Source organism: Pseudomonas sp. GD03875 (assembly GCF_029840585.1).
GTDB lineage: Bacteria > Pseudomonadota > Gammaproteobacteria > Pseudomonadales > Pseudomonadaceae > Aquipseudomonas > Aquipseudomonas paralcaligenes.
The window spans coordinates 1-15,795 of record NZ_JAOCCV010000021.1; the positions used below are offsets into that span (position 1 = coordinate 1).

Consider the following 15,795-nt stretch of genomic DNA (forward strand, 5'->3'; position numbering starts at 1 on the left):
GCCCGTTATGCCTCTCGCCGCGTCCCTGCGGCTCGTCCCCCTGCGCGACACCTCCACTCGGCCTCCTGACGGGGACTCGGGCTCCGCGTTGCCTGGTGGATCTTTCTGCCGCTGCGAGGATGGTTTCCGGCTGGACGGGGCCCACTCCATGAATAAAAAAAGGACCGTCCCCCTGCCTGGTAAGAACGGTCCTCGAGAAAGGGTCTAGCGGGCGGTGATCACCGCCAGTTTGGTGATGCCGGCGCGTTCGATGCTGGCCATGGCCTTGGCCACCACGCCGTAGTCCACGGTGTCGTCGGCCTGCAGCTGCACCTTGATCTCGGCGTCCTTGGCCTTGGCTTCGGCCAGGCTGCTCTCCAGCAGTTCGGGCTGGATTTCGTCCTTGTTGATGTACAGCTTGCCGTCGCCGTCGATGCTCACCACCAGCGGGTCCTTCTGGTCCGCCGGGGCCACGGCCTCGGTCTTCGGCAGGTTGATCGGGATGGAGTTGGTCAGCAGCGGCGCGGTGACGATGAACACCACCAGCAGCACCAGCATGACGTCCACCAGCGGGGTGACGTTGATCTCGGAGAGGACTTCGTCGCTGTCCTGGGTGGAGAAGGCCATGTCAGACGGCCTCCTTCACGTTCTGCGGCTGCTGCGGCTTGCGCGCGCCGGGGTGGCTGATGACCTTGAACGCGCTCTTCTGCGCCAGGCTGTAGAAGTCGTGGGCGAAGTCGTCGAGGTCGGCGGCGGTCAGCTTGAGGCGGCGCAGGAAGTAGTTGTAGACCAGCACCGCCGGCACGGCGACGGCAATGCCCACACCGGTGGCGACCAGCGCCGCGCCGATGGGGCCGGCCACGGTTTCCAGGCTGGCGTTGCCCGCCGCGCTGATGCCCTTGAGCGCTTCCATGATGCCCCACACGGTGCCGAACAGGCCGATGAAGGGCGAGGTCGATCCGATCGAGGCGAGCACCGCCAGGCCGGACTCCAGGGAGCGGCGCTCGCGCTGGATCTGCTGGCGCAGGGAGCGCTCCAGGCGGTCCTGGTGGTTGATCGACTGGGCCAGGTCATGGGCGTGGCCGTCCTGCACCTGGATGGCGGCGAAGCCGGCCTGGGCCAGGCGGGCGACCGCGCCGCTCTGCTGCTGGCCCTGCTCGGCGGCCGACTCCAGGCTGGTGGCGGCCCAGAACTGCTTGTGGAAGCGGCGGTCCTGGTAGCGCTGGCGGGCGAACTGGATGCCCTTGATCAGGGCCAGGCCCCAGGTGATGACGGAGAAGCCGATCAGCAGCCAGATGACGCTGTGTTCGACCGATTGGAAGGGGGAGTCGGTAAGCAGGTTCATGTCGCATTCCTCGTGGATCGTGTTGCAGTCTGTGCAGGTGCGGCGCCGGCGGGCGCCGCTTCGGTCGGTTCAGGCGGCTTTCAATTCAAACGGAAGTCCAGCGGTACGGTCACCCAGCCGGCGATGGTCTCGTCGCCGCGCTTGGCCGGCACGAAGCTCCAGCGCTTGACCGCGCGCACCGCGGCCTCGTCGAGGGCGTCGCGGCCGCTGCTCTTCTGCACCTGGATCTCGCTCGGCTTGCCGTTGGCCTGGACGTGCACCCGCAGCAGCACCGTGCCTTCCCAGCCACGGCGCTGGGCCAGGCTCGGGTATTCCGGCGCCGGGTTCTTCAGGTACGCGGCGTTGGCCGAAGGCGGCGTTTCCACCGGGGCCGGCGGCGGTGTCGGAGCCGGCGGGGTCGGCGGCGTCTCGGCCTTGGGCGGCGTGGGCGGCGGCTCGACCGGCTTGGGCACCGGCTTCGGCTTGGGCTTCGGCGGCTGGGGCTTCGGCTTGGGCGGCGGCTCGGGGGGCGGCGGCTTGACCGCCAGCTCCTCGACCACCGGCGGTGGCGGCGGCTCGATGACCGGCTCGGGCGGAGGCGGCGGAGCGGCGAACTCGATGGTCATCGGCGGTATCTGCACCGGCACTTCCGGCAGCACCGGCTCGGTACGCTGGCTCAGCCAGTAGATGACGGCGCCGTGCAGGGTCAGGGCGAACAACCCCAGCAGCACGGCCTCGCGCCGGCCCAGCACCGGCCGCTGCCGCGACGGGACGTGGCGCTGCAGACCCAGGGCCTGGCGCAGCGAGACACCGAGGTCGAGGACCTCGGCATCGCGGCGGAACACTTCGCCGATCTGGTCGGCCTTGAGGACATTGCCCATCGGCAAGACTCCCTGATTCATGACTTTCGCTGGCGAACCGCGCAAAGCCTCGGGGCAGAGCGGTTCGTTCGTGGGAGGCATGATTGGCGAGCCTGCTTATCCCTTAAAGTAATTTTTAATAACTTTTAAATATCTTTAAGGAATATATAACGATTAAGTTATTGAATTTATTGGTTATTAAAAATCTCATGCCTTTAAGGCATGGAAAAATTGCCTGATAGGCATTGAAAGCCCACGACGAATTGGGAGTGCCGCGTAGGGTGCGCCGTGCGCACCGTTCGTAGCCCGGATGAAATCCGGGGGCGGTGTTGGTTTGGTGCTTGGATTTCCAGCCGATTGCTGTGTGCTTCGACACTTCTGATTTCGCCCACCCGGGCGACTCACTTTGATTCGCTTCGCTCACCCTTCGGTCCAGCCTGCGGCTGTTACTCCGCTTCGCTTCGTTGCTTTGTTTGCGGATCGCCGTCCGGCGCAAAGAAAAGTAAGCAAAAGAAAGCACACCTCCAGCATCCGGGGGCTGGCATACACGGGCCATCCATGGCCCGTTATGCGGGGACGCCTAATTCTTTCGCCGCACCCTGCGGCTCGTCCCCTACGCGACACCTCCACTCGGCCTCCTGACGGAAACTCGAACTCCGAGTTGTCTGGAAGTTTCTTGGGCGTTGGAATGAAAGCAACGCTTTCACGTAGCCCGGATGCAATCCGGGATAGATCGGCACCTTTCCCCGGATTTCATCCGGGCTACCTGTAGGAGCGAGCTCTGCTCGCGAAGCTCTTTGCGGGCCTGGTTCGCGAGCAAGCTCGCTCCTACAAAAAGCGGCGTTGCGTGTAGGGTGCGCCGCGCACACCGATGGTTTGGTGGCGGTGCGCGCGGCGCACCCTACGAACCACCCTCGGCCCCCATCACGCACAAAAAACGGCGTACCCCACCAGGGAGCGCGCCGCCGAGGATCAAGCCTCCGAAGCCCTTCTCAGAACGGCCGGCTCCCCGCCAGGCTGATGCGTTTCAAGCGCCGCCGCTGGGTGGCCGGGAAGGCGTTGCGGGCGTGCAGGGTGGCCTGGTTGTCCCAGTACACGATGTCGCCCACCTCCCATGTGTGGGTGTAGGAAAAGCGCGGGTCGCCCAGGTGCTCGCGCAGGCGCGCGATCAGTGCCGCGCCTTTTTCCGGGTCGTAGCCGGGAATCTCCACTTCGGTGTGCACGCTGAGGAACAGCAGCTTCTTGCCGCTCTCCGGATGGGTGCGCACCAGCGGGTGCTCGGTGCCCTGGATCGGCTCGATGTCCGGCGTGCGGTAGGTGACGAAGCCGCCGTTGTAGCCGCCGCTCTTGATGCGCACGAAGGGGTTGTAGTTGATCAGTTTGAGGCCGTCGATCTCGCGCCGGGTGTCCTCGTCCAGCGCGCTGTAGGCCAGGGCCAGGTTGGTCCAGCGGGTCTCGCCGCCCTCCTCCGGCACTTCCAGGGCGTAGAGCAGCGAGCCGGCCGAGGGCGTCGGCGTCCACTGGTGGTCGCTGTGCGCCGGCAGGGCGAAGTTGCCCAGTTCGCCGTCCTCGGTGTTGGCCACCTTGACGATGTCCGGCGCCTTGCCGTCGGCCCCGGAGGACAGCACCGGGAAGTCCGGGTGCGGCTGGAACACCGAGCCGAACCAGGAGGTGAAGCGCAGGAACTGGGCGTCGTCCAGCTGCTGCCGCTTGAAGATCAGGATGTGGTGGTCGCGCAGGGCCTGCTTGAGGGCCAGGACCTGTTCGGGCGTCGGGTCGACGCGCGCATCCAGATTGTGGATCTCGGCGCCCAGGGGCGCGGTGAGCGGCTGGATGCGCAGGCCGTCGGCGGGCTGGCGCAGGGCGGTGACGTTGTGGCTCATGGCGTTCTCCTCAACCCTTGCGGGTGGTCTGGCTGCGGCGGCCGTCGACGCCGACCGGCACGTCGCCGGACAGGGTCACGCGGCGCACCACGCGGTCCTGGGTGCCGTAGTCGTCCACCGCGTAGTGCTGGGTGGCGCGGTTGTCCCAGATGGCCACATCGCCTTCGCGCCAGCGCCAGCGCACGGTGTTCTCCAAGCGGGTGACGTGGCCCTGGAGGATGTCGAACAGGCGCTGCGAGTCGTCCCGCGACAGGCCCTTGATGCGCTTGACGAAGTGGCCGAGCAGCAGGCTGCGGCGGCCGCTGACCGGGTGCACGCGCACCACCGGGTGCTCGGTCTCGTAGACGGTGGAGGCGAACACCTTGCGGTATTCCTCCAGCCTGGCCAGCTCGACGTTGGGGCGCACGCCGGCGTAGTCGTATTCGTTGCTGTGCACCGCCCAGAGCTTGTCGGCCAGTTCGCGCAGGTGCTCCGGCAGGTCGTCGTAGGCGCTCTCGGTGTTGGCCCAGACGGTGTCGCCGCCGGCCCGGGCGGCCACCACGGAGCGCAGGATCGAGGCCTTGGGGTAGGCGTCGACGAAAGTCACGTCGGTGTGCCAGGAGTTGGCCCGCTGGCCCTGGGCGCCGTCCAGCTCCAGCAGGTACCGGGTGCCGTCGCGCACCGGCACGGTCGGGTGGGCGACCGGCTCGCCGAGCAGCTTGGCGAAGGCTTCCTGGGCCTGGTCGTCGAGCTGGGTCTGGTCGCGGAAGAACAGCACCTTGTGTTCGACCAGGGCGGCCTGGAGGGCGTCCACGGTGGCCGCGTCCAGCTCGGCGGAGAGGCGGATGTCGCGGATTTCGGCGCCGATGCGCCCAGCGACCGGGTGGATATCGAGTTGTACGGCGGCTTTTGTAGAAGCAGGTACTGCGATTGCGGCGTTGCTCATGGGTAGTGCTCCTTGGGGGGCTAAGAATCTGTTTGCGATCTTTCCGAACCTGCCAGCCGCTCGGTCCTTCTCTAAAACGCGGGGCTACGAAGCCCGCCATACCGGCGCAGGCCGGTACCCAGTGGCCGGAGCCGAGTCGCCTGTCGGTTTCCCGGACCCCGTCCAGCGCCGGGGTGACGGGTTGCAAACCAAGGTTTCAGTAAAAGAACCGTGCCGCTCGAAAGATCGTAAGCAGGGCTAAGGATCAGAAGTCGTAACGCAGGGTCAGGCCGGCGGTGCGCGGCTGGCCCACGGAGGCGGTGTAGGCGCCGTTGGCCATGGCGAAGGCGGTCAGGTAGTAGTCCTCGTCGGTGGCGTTGCGTACCCAGAGCGAGGCGTCCAGCTCGCCGTCGCCCAGGTCGGCGCGCACGCCGGCGGCCAGGTTGAGCAGGCCGTAGCCGTCGATCTTCGAGAGGCCGGAGTTGTCCAGCGTGCCCTCGGCCTCGGAGCGGTAGGCGTAGCCGGCGTTGACGTAGGGACGCAGGCCGCCGTCGAGCTGCCAGGTGTATTCGCCGTTGGCGTTGCCGATCCACTTGGAGGCGCCCACCACCCGTTCGCCGGTCAGGTCGCACACGGCGTTGGGGTTGACGGTGTTCACCTCGCCCGGGCACGGCGCGTTCTCGAAGCTGAGGTAGGTGACGTCGTTGTAGGAGCCGTTGAAGTTCAGGGTCAGGCCGCGCAGCGGCCGGTAGCTGGCCTCGAACTCCACGCCGCGCGAACGCACGCTGCCGGCGTTGGCCAGCACCGACACCGGGGTCAGCGAGCCGGCCGGGGTGGTCAGGGTGGTGGCCTGGTAGCCGTGGATGCCGGTCCAGAACAGGTTGGCGTTGAACAGCAGGCGACCATCATCGAGGGTGCTCTTGAAGCCCAGCTCGGCGTCGTTGGCGCGCTCCGGGCCGACCACCAGCGAGTCCGCGCCGAAGCCGGCCACCGGCGCCACCAGGTTGACCCCGCCGGATTTCTCGCCGTGGGCCAGGCTGGCGTAGCCGAGCAGGTCGGCGCGGAAGCGGTAGCTGAGGCTGACCAGGCCGGACGGCGCGGCGTTGTGCAGGCCGAAGTCGCCGGTGTCGAGGGCGCCCATCTGCCGTTGGCGGATGGCGTCCAGCGCCGGCGGCAGGGCCGCGCCGCCGTCCGGGGCGAAGCGGTGCAGGCGCGCGGTCTTTTCCTCGTAGGTGCCGCGCACGCCGACGGTCAGGTCGAGGCGGTCGCTGAGGTGCCAGTTGGCCTGGCCGAACAGGGCGAAGCTGTCGGTCTCGATCTTGCCGTTGGTCTGGGTGCGGGTGTTGTTGAAGATGCCGAGGTTGGCGCCGGTCAGGAACGGGTCGGCGTAGGGGCCGAAGTCCTGCACGGTCTTGTTGCCCAGGTTCTGGTTGAACAGGTAGGCGCCGACCACGTAGTCGAAGCTGCCGCCGGTGGGCGAGGCCAGGCGGAATTCCTGGGAGAACTGCCGGTCGTGCACCTCCACGCCGCTGTGGATGAAGGCGTCGGCTTCGGTGAAGTCGACGTCGTTGCGCGGGATGAAGTGCCAGTAGCGGTAGCCGCTGATGGAGGTGAAGGTGTAGCCGCCGTCCAGGTTCCAGTTGGCCTCCAGCGAGGAGCCGCCCTGGTAGACGTTGACCGACTGCGCGCCGTTGATATTGACCTCGCGCTTCTTCGGGTCGTACTGCGGGTTGCCACCGATCAGCGCGGCGCGCTCGCGGAAGCGGTCGGTGACGCCGTACAGGGCCCACACGCCATTGGTGGAGTTTTCCTGGTTGTAGTCGGCGATCCAGCGCAGGCTGAAGTCGTCGTTCGGCTCGAACAGCAGCTGGCCGCGCGCGCCCTCGCGATCGCCGCCGACGAAGGTGCGGTCGTCGTGGCGGTTGTCGATGTAGCCGTCGTCGCGGGTGCGGTAGAGCGACAGGCGCCCGGCCAGGGTCTCGGTCAGCGGCCCGGAGACGGTGCCCTTGCCCTGGAACAGGCCGCGCTCGCCGCCGGTGATCTCGACGCTGCGCTCGGGGGTGAAGGTCGGCTTGCGGGTGCTGATGTTGATCACCCCGGCCGTGGTGTTCTTGCCGAACAGGGTGCCCTGGGGGCCGCGCAGCAGTTCCAGCTGCTCCACGTCGAGCAGGTCGAACACGGCCATGCCCGGTCGGCCCAGGTAGATGTTGTCCAGGTAGATGCCGGCGCTGCCCTCCAGGCCGTCGCTGGCCGGGTTGTTGCCGATGCCGCGCACCGCGACGCTGGACTGGCGCGCGTGGATGTAGGCGACGTTGACGCTGGGCAGCACCTGCTGCAGGTCCTGCACCTTGTACACCTTCTGCTGCTCCAGGGTGGCGCCGCTGAGGGTGGTGATGGGGGTCGGCACGTCCTGCACGTTCTCCTCGCGGCGGCGCGCGGTGACGGTGACCTTGCCCAGCGCCACGTCCTCCTCGGCGCCCGGCGTGGCGACGCCCGGCGTAGCGACGCTCGGCGCGGCGGCGGCCTCCTCGGCCAGCACATGGCCCGGCGCGGCCAGGGCCAGCAGCAGGGTCAGGGCATATTCGGGTGTCGCCACGCGCCACGGCGAGAGCGGCCGGGAGCGTGGCAGCGAGAAGGGTCTGGCGAGGGTCTGCGGCGTTCGGAGATGACTCATGGTGTGTTCCTTGGCTGATCGCCCGCCGCCGGATGCGGGCGGCAGCGGGCCGCATCGCGCACGCGGGGCGATGGCGGAAACGGTCGGGGTGGTGGGGGTCGGGCCGGGAAGGCCCGGCAACGGATCAGCGACAGCGCGGCGCGGACCACGGGGAAACGGATGCCCGCATGACAGTGCCCTCGGATTGCTCGGCCATATTCATATTCTTTTTTGATCTAGTTTTATTAATTTACTTAGATTGACGGAATAAGAGCCTGCATTTAAAACCTGCACCACGGAAGGCACAAATGCCTTCGTCCTATATTTTCAATGCCGGTAACGCATCATGGATTTGCGCCAGCTCCGCTATTTCCTCGCTCTCCACGAACACCGCAGCTTCGTCCGCGCAGCCGATGCCATGGGCATCACCCAGCCGGCCTTCAGCCGCAGCATCCAGGGCCTGGAGCACGAGCTGGGCTGCGTGCTGGTGGACCGCGCCAGCAAGGACCTGCGGCCCACGCCGGAGGGCCAGGTGGTGCTGCAGCACGCCCTGGCGCTGGTACGCGGCGCCAGCAACCTGACCCACGAAATCAACCAGATGACCAAGCTCGACGCCGGCGAGCTGCGCTTCGGCTGCGGCCCGGCGCTGGCCGCGCGCCTGGTGCCGGACGCCCTGCTGCAGTTCATGCAGCGCTACCCGCGCATCCGCGCGCGCTTCGAGGTGAACAACTGGGAGAGCCTGAGCCGCAGCCTGGGGCGCGACGAGATCGAGTTCTTCATCGCCGACATCCGCCACTTCGAGTCCGACCCCAGCGTGCAGACCCAGGCGCTGCGGCCACGACCCGGCCTGTTCTTCTGCCGCCCCGGGCACCCGCTGCTGATCAAGGAGAGCCTGTCGACCAACGACCTGTTCGACTACCCGCTGGCCGCCACGCGCATCCCCATGGGCGCGCGCAAGGCGCTGGCCAACCTCAGCGGCAAGGCCAGCTTCGAGCCACAGCTGGAGTGCGAGCATTTCCCCCTGCTGGAGGAACTGGTGCGGCGCAGCGACGCCATCGGCATCGCCACCTTCGAGTCGCTGGGGCAGCACCTGCGCAGCGGCGAGCTGGTGCAACTGCACCTGCGCAACCTGCCGACCAACCTGGACAGCCTGCAGGCGCGCTGCGGCATCGTCACCCGCACCGGCTTCCGCCTGTCGCCGGCGGCCAAGGCGATGATCGAGCTGCTGATCGAGCTGGACGGCCAGCAGAGCCAGACGGCCGCCGCCTGACGAGTGTTGCCGGAGCAACAGCCGGGCAACTGTCCGCCGGGCAACAGCGAATCAACAGTTCGCCCGCCGGACAACAGCCGCGTCCGGCGCAGAAAAACGCCAAACCATTGATTGGCAAGGATTTAACGGCATGGAACGGGACTTGCTCTGGAACAGGCCCCGCCCCCTGCCAAAGGAACACCAACCATGAGCACCTCCTTCAACGTCGTCGCTGTCTCGGGTGGAGCCTATCGCCCGTCGCGCACCCAGGTCCTGACCGTGGCCCTCGTCGAGGCCCTCGGCCGGCACCTGGACTTCGACAGCCGACTGATCGAGCTGGGCGACATCGCCCGGCCGGTCGGAGGCGCCCTGTCGCGCGGCGAACTGCCCGCCGACGTGGAAGCGCAGCTCGCCGCCATCGAGCGCGCCGACCTGCTGATCGTCGCCGCGCCGGTCTACCGCGGTTCCTACCCGGGCCAGTTCAAGCACCTGTTCGACCTGATCGACCAGCACGCGCTGATCGACACCCCGGTGCTGCTGGCCGCCACCGGCGGCAGCGAGCGCCATGCGCTGGTCATCGATCACCAGCTGCGCCCGCTGTTCAGCTTCTTCCAGTCGCTGACCCTGCCCATCGGCGTGTACGCCGCCGAGGCCGACTTCCACGACTACCGCATCGCCAGCGCGGCGCTGCAGGCGCGCGTCGAGCTGGCCGCCGAACGGGCCGCCCAGGTGCTGCGCGGCGCGACCGAGCCGCGCGCCGCCGCGCTGCGCAAGATCGCCTGACGAGCCGAGCGGGAAGACCACCATGAGCCTGAATCAGCAACCCACCCTCCTCAAACCGCTGCAGACCGCGCGCCGCCTCGCCGCCCAGTTCGCCGAGACCGCGGTGGAGCGCGACGCCCGTGGCGGCACGCCGAAGGCCGAGCGCGACGCGCTGCGCGCCAGCGGCCTGCTGGCGCTGGCGATCCCCACCCAGTTCGGCGGCATCGGCGCCAGCTGGAGCGAAATCTTCGAGGTGAACCGCGAGTTCGCCCGGGTCGACAGCTCCATCGCCCACGTCTTCGGCTTCCAGCACTTGATGCTGGCCACCGTGCGCCTGTTCGCCCGCCCCGAGCAGTGGCAACCCTGGTTCGAGCAGACCGCGCGCAAGAACTGGTTCTGGGGCAACGCCCTCAACCCGCTGGACACCCGCACCGTGGTGAAGAAGTTCGACGGCTGGTACGAGTTCTCCGGCAAGAAGAGCTTCTGCTCCGGCGCCAGCGACTCGGAGATGCTGATCGCCTCCGCCGTGGACGAGGGCGCCGGCGGCAAGCTGCTGATCGCCGCCATCCCCAGCGGCCGCACCGGCATCAGCCTGCACGACGACTGGGACAACATCGGCCAGCGCCAGACCGACAGCGGCAGCGCCACCTTCGAGCGGGTACGGGTCGAGCACGGCGAGCTGCTGCTCGACCCCGGCCCGCTGAGCACGCCGTTCGCCTGCCTGCGCCCACTGATCGCCCAGCTGCACTTCGCCAACCTGTTCCTCGGCATCGCCGAAGGCGCCTTCGAGGAGGCGCGCCAGTACAGCCTCAAGGAGAGCCGCCCCTGGTTCCGCTCCAGCGCCCGCCACAGCAGCGAGGACCCGTACATCCTGCGCCACTACGGCGAGTTCTGGGTCGGCCTGGAGAGCGTGCGCCTGCTCATCGAGCGCGCCGCCGCCCAGCTCGACGAGGCCTGGAGCAAGGAGCACGCGCTGAGCACCGAGGAACGCGCCCAGCTGGCGCTGGCCATCGGCACCGCCAAGGTGGCCGCCACCCGCCACGGGCTCGACCTGTGCAACCGGCTGTTCGAAGTCACCGGCGCGCGCGCCACCCACGCCTCGCTGCGCCTGGACCGTTTCTGGCGCAACCTGCGCACCCAGACCCTGCACGACCCCGTGGACTACCGCATCCACGAGCTGGGCGACTGGGCACTGAACGGCACGCGCCCTACCCCGTCCTTCTACTCGTAAGGCACGCCCATGCAACTGCTGACCCTCCCCCCGTCACCGACACTGGCCACCTCGATCAGGGCGACCGCTCAGGTCTTCGAAGACCCCAGATCGCAGGCGCTGCTCGCCCATCTGCAACAGGTCGCCCCCAGCGAGGCCAGCGTCCTGATCATCGGCGAAACCGGTACGGGCAAGGAGCTGGTCGCGCGTCACATCCACAACCTCAGCGGCCGGCGCAACGGCCCGTTCGTGGCGGTCAACTGCGGCGCCTTCTCCGAGTCGCTGGTGGAAGCCGAACTGTTCGGCCATGAGAAGGGCGCCTTCACCGGCGCCCTGGCGGCCAAGGCCGGCTGGTTCGAGGAAGCCAACGGCGGCACCCTGTTCCTCGACGAGATCGGCGACCTGCCGATGCCGATCCAGGTCAAGCTGCTGCGCGTGCTGCAGGAGCGCGAGGTGGTGCGCCTGGGCTCGCGCAAGAGCATCCCGATCAACGTGCGGGTGCTGGCGGCGACCAACGTGCACCTGGAAAAGGCGATCAACGCCGGCCACTTCCGCGAGGACCTGTACTACCGCCTCAACGTGGTCAGCCTGCAGCTGCACCCGCTGCGCGAGCGGCCCGGCGACATCCTGCCGCTGGCCCGCCACTTCATCGCCGAGTACAGCCGGCGCCTGGGTTACGCCGAAGTCAGCCTGGGCGAGGACGCCCGCCAGCGCCTGGCCGGCTACGACTGGCCGGGCAACATCCGCGAGCTGGAAAACGTCATCCACCACACCCTGCTGATCTGCCGCGACCAGTTGATCCGCGCCGAGGACCTGCACCTGTCCAACCTGCGCATCGAGCGCGAGGAAGACAGCCGGCCACGCGCGGAGAGCGCCGACGAGCAGCTGCTGCGGGCCTTCCACCGGCTGTTCGAGGAACAGGGCGGGGCGCTGCACGAGAAGGTCGAGGACGCCCTGCTGCGCGCCGCCTACCGCTTCTGCCACCACAACCAAGTGCACACCGCCAACCTGCTGGGGCTGTCGCGCAACATCACCCGCAGCCACCTGATCCGCATCGGCGAACTGGTGGTGAACAAACGCCGGCCGGTGGAGAGCCCCTCCGCCAGCCGGGTCATCAACCTTTCGATCTGAACGACAGACGCCATGTCACCCGCCAACGCCAGAACCGTAGGGTGCGCCGCGCGCACCGATGCGCACGGTGCCCTGCGGCGGCCGACGGGGACCATGGCCACACAAGAATGCCACGCGTGCACCCCCACCCTATCGACGATGGCAACGAGGACAACATCATGAGTCTGGATATCTTCTGGTTCCTGCCTACTTCCGGCGACACTCGCTACCTGGGCCACTCGGCCAGCGGCCGGCCGGCCACCAACGCCTACATGCGGCAGATCGCCGTGGCCGCCGACCAGCTCGGCTACGACGGCCTGCTGATCCCCACCGGGGCGAGCTGCCTCGACCCCTGGGTGACCGCCGCCAGCCTGGTGCCGGTGACCCAGCGCATCAAGCTGCTGGTGGCCCTGCGCACCTCGCTGGGCAACCCCACCGCCTCGGCGCGCCAAGCGGCCAGCCTGGACCAGGCCAGCGGCGGACGCCTGCTGCTCAACGTGGTGCCCGGCGGCGACGCCACCGAACTGGCCGCCGACGGCGTGTTCCTCCAGCACGACGAGCGCTACGAGGCCTCCGACGAATTCCTCACCATCTGGCGCCGCCTGCTCGAAGGCGAGACCGTCGACTTCACTGGCAAGCACCTCCGGGTCGAGGGCGCGCAGAACTTCTTCCCGCCCGTGCAGCAGCCCTATCCGCCGCTGTACTTCGGCGGCTCCTCCCCCGCCGCCCACGAACTGGCGGCCAAGCACGTGGACGCCTACCTGACCTGGGGCGAGCCGCCGGCCGCCGTGGCCGAGAAGATCGCCGACGTGCGTGAGCGCGCCGCCAAGCACGGCCGCACCGTGCGCTTCGGCGTGCGCCTGCACGTGATCGTGCGCGAGACCAACGAGGCCGCCTGGGCCGCCGCCGACGAGCTGATAAGCCACCTCGACGACGCCACCATCGCCGCCGCCCAGGCCAACTACGCCAAAATGGACTCCGAGGGCCAGCGGCGCATGGCCGCGCTGCACGGCGGCGACCGCAACAAGCTGGAAGTGGCACCCAACCTGTGGGCCGGCGTCGGCCTGGTGCGCGGCGGCGCCGGCACCGCGCTGGTCGGCGACCCCGAGACCGTGGCCGCGCGCCTGCTGGAATACGCCGAACTGGGCGTCGACAGCTTCGTGCTGTCCGGCTACCCGCACCTGGAAGAGGCCTACCGCTTCGCCGAGCTGGTGTTCCCGCTGCTGCCCGGCAAGGGCAAGGTCACCGTGGACGGCGCCTTCACCGGCGGCGCCTTCGACGTGCGCGCCGGCAAGGAGAAGGTGGCATGAAGGTCATCGACCTGCGCTGCCGGCCGGCCTTCCTGCATCCCTTCTTCGGCGGCGTGCCGGGCTCGCCCGAGCATGACGTGGCCCGCTGGCTCAACCGGCGCGTGGGCACCCGGGGCGCGGACGACCACTTCGAGCGCTCGCTGACCCAGGAGGGCTTCCTCGCCGAAGTGCGCGAGGCCGGCCTGCACAAGGCAGTGGTGGTTGGCCGCCACACGCCGGGCCAGCACCTGCCCAACGACCGCATCCACGGCATCGTCCACGGCCACGCCGAACTGCTCGGCGTCGGCTCGGTGGAGCCGGCGCTGCAGGGCGTGGAAGGCGCGCTGGCGGAAATCGACCGTGCCATCGACGTGCTCGGCCTGGCCGGCATCGACCTGGAGCCGGGCTTCGCCGAGCCGGCGCGGCACCCGGACGACGCGCTGTACTGGCCGATCTACGAGCACCTGCAGCAACGCGGCATCCCGCTGTTCCTGATGAGCGGGCCGACCACCCCGGACCCGGCCTACAACGACCCCGGCCGCCTGGCGGCCGTGGCCCGCGCCTTCCCGGAGCTGCGCATCGTCGCCTACCACGGCTACTGGCCCAACGTGCAGCAGGCCATCGGCGTGGCCTTCCGCTACGAAAACATCTCCCTGGTGCCGGACATGTACCTGTTCCTGCCCGGCAGCGAAGGCTACGTGCAGGCGGCCAACGGCTTCCTCGCCGACCAGCTGCTGTTCGGCTCGTCCTACACCTTCCGCCCGATCCGCCAGAGCATCGAGGACGCCCAGCGCCTGGGACTGAAGGACGAGGTGCTGGAGAAGTTCTTCCACGGCAACGCCGAGCGCCTGTTCGGCCTGTGAAACCTCCGCTAGGGTGACGCGCGGCCGCCCGGCCGCGCGCTCCCGGAGGACGAGACACCCATGCACACCCCCACCCGCTGGCAATCCCCGAGCATCCCGCAGCTGCAGACCCACCTGGCAGACTTCCGCGACTGGGTGCTCTGCGGCGGCCACTCCGTGGACGCCCTCCTCGGCCGCCAGACCCGCGCCCACGGCGACATCGACATCGGCGTGCTCCGCTCCCGGCTGACGGCCTGCCTGAACGCCATCGGCCGCGAACGGGTGTTCCTCTGCGACCCGCCGGGCCAGCACCGCGCCTGGGACGGCGGCGAGGTGCCGGCGCGGGTCCACGACATCTGGATCAGCGATGCCACGCGGGAACACTGGGTCCTGCAGATCCTGGTATTCGACGACGAAGGCGACGAGGTCTACTATCGCCGCGACCCGCGCATCCGCTGGCCGCAGTGCAGCCACGCCGTCGCCGGCGCGGACGGCATCGCCCTGCTCAACCCGCTGATCACCTTCCTCTACAAGGCCAACCGCCAGGCGCTGGAAGACAAGGACGCGCAGGACCTCGGCAACCTGATCGCCGCCCTGCCCGACCTGCTCCGGCGCTGACATCACCGTTCAAGGACCATCCCCATGCCCCGCCAGATACGCGCCAAGGCGCTCTGCCTGTTTCGCCAGGGCGACCGCATCCTGGTCAACCAGGCTCACGACGCCATCAAGCAGCAGGACTACTGCCGCCCGCTGGGCGGCGGCATCGAGTTCGGCGAGACCTCGGCCGAGGCCCTGGTGCGGGAAATCCGCGAGGAGCTGGGCGCCGAAGTCGTCAACCTGCGCAAGCTCGGCACCCTGGAGAACCTGTTCATCTACAACGGCGAGCCCGGCCACGAACTGGTGGTGATCTACGACGGCGAGTTCGCCGATGCCTCACTGTACGAGCGGCCGTTCCTGGCCGGCGAGGAAAGCAACGGCGAACCCTTCCAGGCCCGGTGGCGCACCCTCGACTCGTTCTCCGCCGAGCTGCCACTGTATCCCGATGGCCTGGCGGCGTTGCTGCGCTAGACCTCGGATCGCTTGCGAACTGTGACCCATAGAGTCACAATCCCTCGACCTTCCAAGGATCGGGAGCGGCAAGGCGATGATCGTCAGTTTCAGGCACAAGGGCTTGCACCTCTTCCACGAGACCGGCAACACCCGGGGCATCCAGGCCGCCCATGGCGCCCGCCTGAAACGCCAGTTGCAGATACTGGACCGCGCCACCGTACCCGGTGACCTGAACGTGCCGGGCTGGCGCCTCCACCCGCTGCGGGGCGACCTGGCCGGCTTCTGGTCCATCACGGTATCCGGCAACTGGCGGCTGATCTTCCGCTTCATCGGCTCAGACGTGGAGCTGGTCGACTATCTGGATTACCACTGAGCAGGAGAACCGACATGCCTCTCTACAATCCTCCTCATCCCGGCGAGACCCTGCGCGAAGACGTACTGCCCGCCCTGGGCCTGAGCGTCACCGCGTTCGCCAGGCACCTGGGCTATTCCCGCGAGGCCCTGTCGCGGGTGCTCCACGGCCACACGGCGATCTCGCCCGACCTGGCCCTGCGCCTGGAAATGGCGGGCATCAGCAGCGCCCGCCTCTGGCTCGGCATCCAGGCCGACTACGATCTGTGGCAGGCCCGCCAGCGTCCGCTGCCGGCCATCACCAGGCTCGATCACGCGGCCTGACGCGT

16 protein-coding genes are annotated in these 15,795 nt (G+C 68.5%); 10 read left to right on the forward strand and 6 right to left on the reverse strand.

Going from position 1 to position 15,795, the window contains the following annotated elements; all coding sequences use genetic code 11:
* Positions 1 to 204 precede the first annotated feature (204 nt).
* The 6 genes from N5D30_RS17525 to N5D30_RS17550 form a co-directional block, all read right to left on the reverse strand.
* Complete coding sequence (locus tag N5D30_RS17525; protein ID WP_220811675.1) at positions 205 to 606, reverse strand: biopolymer transporter ExbD; 402 nt, start codon at positions 604 to 606, stop codon at positions 205 to 207.
* Between the two features lies 1 nt (position 607).
* A complete protein-coding gene (locus N5D30_RS17530) occupies positions 608 to 1,324 on the reverse strand; it encodes a MotA/TolQ/ExbB proton channel family protein (protein ID WP_220811673.1) in 717 nt (238 codons plus the stop codon).
* A gap of 80 nt (positions 1,325 to 1,404) precedes the next feature.
* Positions 1,405 to 2,184: an energy transducer TonB gene (locus tag N5D30_RS17535; RefSeq protein WP_279909982.1), complete on the reverse strand. Its 780-nt coding sequence runs from the start codon at positions 2,182 to 2,184 to the stop codon at positions 1,405 to 1,407.
* A 971-nt stretch (positions 2,185 to 3,155) separates the two neighbouring features.
* Entirely contained in the window at positions 3,156 to 4,046 is an 891-nt protein-coding gene (locus N5D30_RS17540; RefSeq protein ID WP_279909983.1) for a TauD/TfdA family dioxygenase, read from the reverse strand.
* Between the two features lie 10 nt (positions 4,047 to 4,056).
* Entirely contained in the window at positions 4,057 to 4,971 is a 915-nt protein-coding gene (locus tag N5D30_RS17545) for a TauD/TfdA family dioxygenase (RefSeq protein WP_279909984.1), read from the reverse strand.
* A gap of 244 nt (positions 4,972 to 5,215) precedes the next feature.
* The gene (locus N5D30_RS17550; RefSeq protein WP_279909985.1) at positions 5,216 to 7,624 is read right to left on the reverse strand and encodes a TonB-dependent receptor; all 2,409 of its coding nucleotides are present in this window, start codon (positions 7,622 to 7,624) and stop codon (positions 5,216 to 5,218) included.
* Between the two features lie 325 nt (positions 7,625 to 7,949).
* Between N5D30_RS17550 and N5D30_RS17555 the strand changes: the two genes are divergently transcribed.
* The 10 genes from N5D30_RS17555 to N5D30_RS17600 all read left to right on the forward strand — a co-directional run bounded on the left by N5D30_RS17555 (position 7,950) and on the right by N5D30_RS17600 (position 15,790).
* Entirely contained in the window at positions 7,950 to 8,873 is a 924-nt protein-coding gene (locus tag N5D30_RS17555) for a LysR family transcriptional regulator (RefSeq protein ID WP_220815532.1), read from the forward strand.
* Between the two features lie 186 nt (positions 8,874 to 9,059).
* A complete protein-coding gene (gene msuE, locus N5D30_RS17560) occupies positions 9,060 to 9,635 on the forward strand; it encodes an FMN reductase (protein ID WP_279909986.1) in 576 nt (191 codons plus the stop codon).
* Between the two features lie 22 nt (positions 9,636 to 9,657).
* Complete coding sequence (locus tag N5D30_RS17565) at positions 9,658 to 10,845, forward strand: acyl-CoA dehydrogenase family protein (protein WP_220815534.1); 1,188 nt, start codon at positions 9,658 to 9,660, stop codon at positions 10,843 to 10,845.
* Between the two features lie 9 nt (positions 10,846 to 10,854).
* Positions 10,855 to 11,955: a sigma-54 dependent transcriptional regulator gene (locus tag N5D30_RS17570; protein WP_220815535.1), complete on the forward strand. Its 1,101-nt coding sequence runs from the start codon at positions 10,855 to 10,857 to the stop codon at positions 11,953 to 11,955.
* Positions 11,956 to 12,113: 158 nt separating this feature from the next.
* Positions 12,114 to 13,244, forward strand: a complete 1,131-nt coding sequence (gene ssuD / locus N5D30_RS17575; protein ID WP_279909987.1) for an FMNH2-dependent alkanesulfonate monooxygenase — start codon at positions 12,114 to 12,116, stop codon at positions 13,242 to 13,244.
* Positions 13,241 to 14,086 (forward strand): amidohydrolase family protein, encoded by an 846-nt coding sequence (locus N5D30_RS17580; RefSeq protein ID WP_279909988.1) that lies wholly within the window; start codon positions 13,241 to 13,243, stop codon positions 14,084 to 14,086. The genes ssuD and N5D30_RS17580 overlap by 4 nt, the downstream gene beginning before the upstream one ends.
* Before the next feature lie 60 nt (positions 14,087 to 14,146).
* A complete protein-coding gene (locus tag N5D30_RS17585) occupies positions 14,147 to 14,683 on the forward strand; it encodes a hypothetical protein (protein ID WP_279909989.1) in 537 nt (178 codons plus the stop codon).
* Positions 14,684 to 14,707: 24 nt separating this feature from the next.
* Complete coding sequence (locus N5D30_RS17590; protein WP_279909990.1) at positions 14,708 to 15,133, forward strand: NUDIX hydrolase; 426 nt, start codon at positions 14,708 to 14,710, stop codon at positions 15,131 to 15,133.
* 76 nt (positions 15,134 to 15,209) lie between these two features.
* Positions 15,210 to 15,488 carry a type II toxin-antitoxin system RelE/ParE family toxin gene (locus N5D30_RS17595; protein WP_279903274.1) on the forward strand — a complete coding sequence of 93 codons (279 nt, stop codon included), beginning with the start codon at positions 15,210 to 15,212 and terminating at the stop codon, positions 15,486 to 15,488.
* A gap of 14 nt (positions 15,489 to 15,502) precedes the next feature.
* On the forward strand, positions 15,503 to 15,790 hold the full coding sequence (locus tag N5D30_RS17600) for a HigA family addiction module antitoxin (protein ID WP_279909992.1): 288 nt from the start codon (positions 15,503 to 15,505) through the stop codon (positions 15,788 to 15,790).
* Positions 15,791 to 15,795: the final 5 nt, after the last annotated feature.

Coding starts and splice junctions, on each gene's coding strand:
- N5D30_RS17550 (WP_279909985.1), bottom strand. CDS start 7,624: ATGAGTCATCTCCGAACGCCGCAGACCCTCGCCAGACCCTTCTCGCTG.
- msuE (WP_279909986.1), top strand. CDS start 9,060: ATGAGCACCTCCTTCAACGTCGTCGCTGTCTCGGGTGGAGCCTATCGC.
- N5D30_RS17530 (WP_220811673.1), bottom strand. CDS start 1,324: ATGAACCTGCTTACCGACTCCCCCTTCCAATCGGTCGAACACAGCGTC.
- N5D30_RS17590 (WP_279909990.1), top strand. CDS start 14,708: ATGCCCCGCCAGATACGCGCCAAGGCGCTCTGCCTGTTTCGCCAGGGC.
- N5D30_RS17565 (WP_220815534.1), top strand. CDS start 9,658: ATGAGCCTGAATCAGCAACCCACCCTCCTCAAACCGCTGCAGACCGCG.
- N5D30_RS17585 (WP_279909989.1), top strand. CDS start 14,147: ATGCACACCCCCACCCGCTGGCAATCCCCGAGCATCCCGCAGCTGCAG.
- ssuD (WP_279909987.1), top strand. CDS start 12,114: ATGAGTCTGGATATCTTCTGGTTCCTGCCTACTTCCGGCGACACTCGC.
- N5D30_RS17540 (WP_279909983.1), bottom strand. CDS start 4,046: ATGAGCCACAACGTCACCGCCCTGCGCCAGCCCGCCGACGGCCTGCGC.
- N5D30_RS17595 (WP_279903274.1), top strand. CDS start 15,210: ATGATCGTCAGTTTCAGGCACAAGGGCTTGCACCTCTTCCACGAGACC.
- N5D30_RS17545 (WP_279909984.1), bottom strand. CDS start 4,971: ATGAGCAACGCCGCAATCGCAGTACCTGCTTCTACAAAAGCCGCCGTA.
- N5D30_RS17555 (WP_220815532.1), top strand. CDS start 7,950: ATGGATTTGCGCCAGCTCCGCTATTTCCTCGCTCTCCACGAACACCGC.
- N5D30_RS17570 (WP_220815535.1), top strand. CDS start 10,855: ATGCAACTGCTGACCCTCCCCCCGTCACCGACACTGGCCACCTCGATC.
- N5D30_RS17535 (WP_279909982.1), bottom strand. CDS start 2,184: ATGGGCAATGTCCTCAAGGCCGACCAGATCGGCGAAGTGTTCCGCCGC.
- N5D30_RS17600 (WP_279909992.1), top strand. CDS start 15,503: ATGCCTCTCTACAATCCTCCTCATCCCGGCGAGACCCTGCGCGAAGAC.
- N5D30_RS17525 (WP_220811675.1), bottom strand. CDS start 606: ATGGCCTTCTCCACCCAGGACAGCGACGAAGTCCTCTCCGAGATCAAC.
- N5D30_RS17580 (WP_279909988.1), top strand. CDS start 13,241: ATGAAGGTCATCGACCTGCGCTGCCGGCCGGCCTTCCTGCATCCCTTC.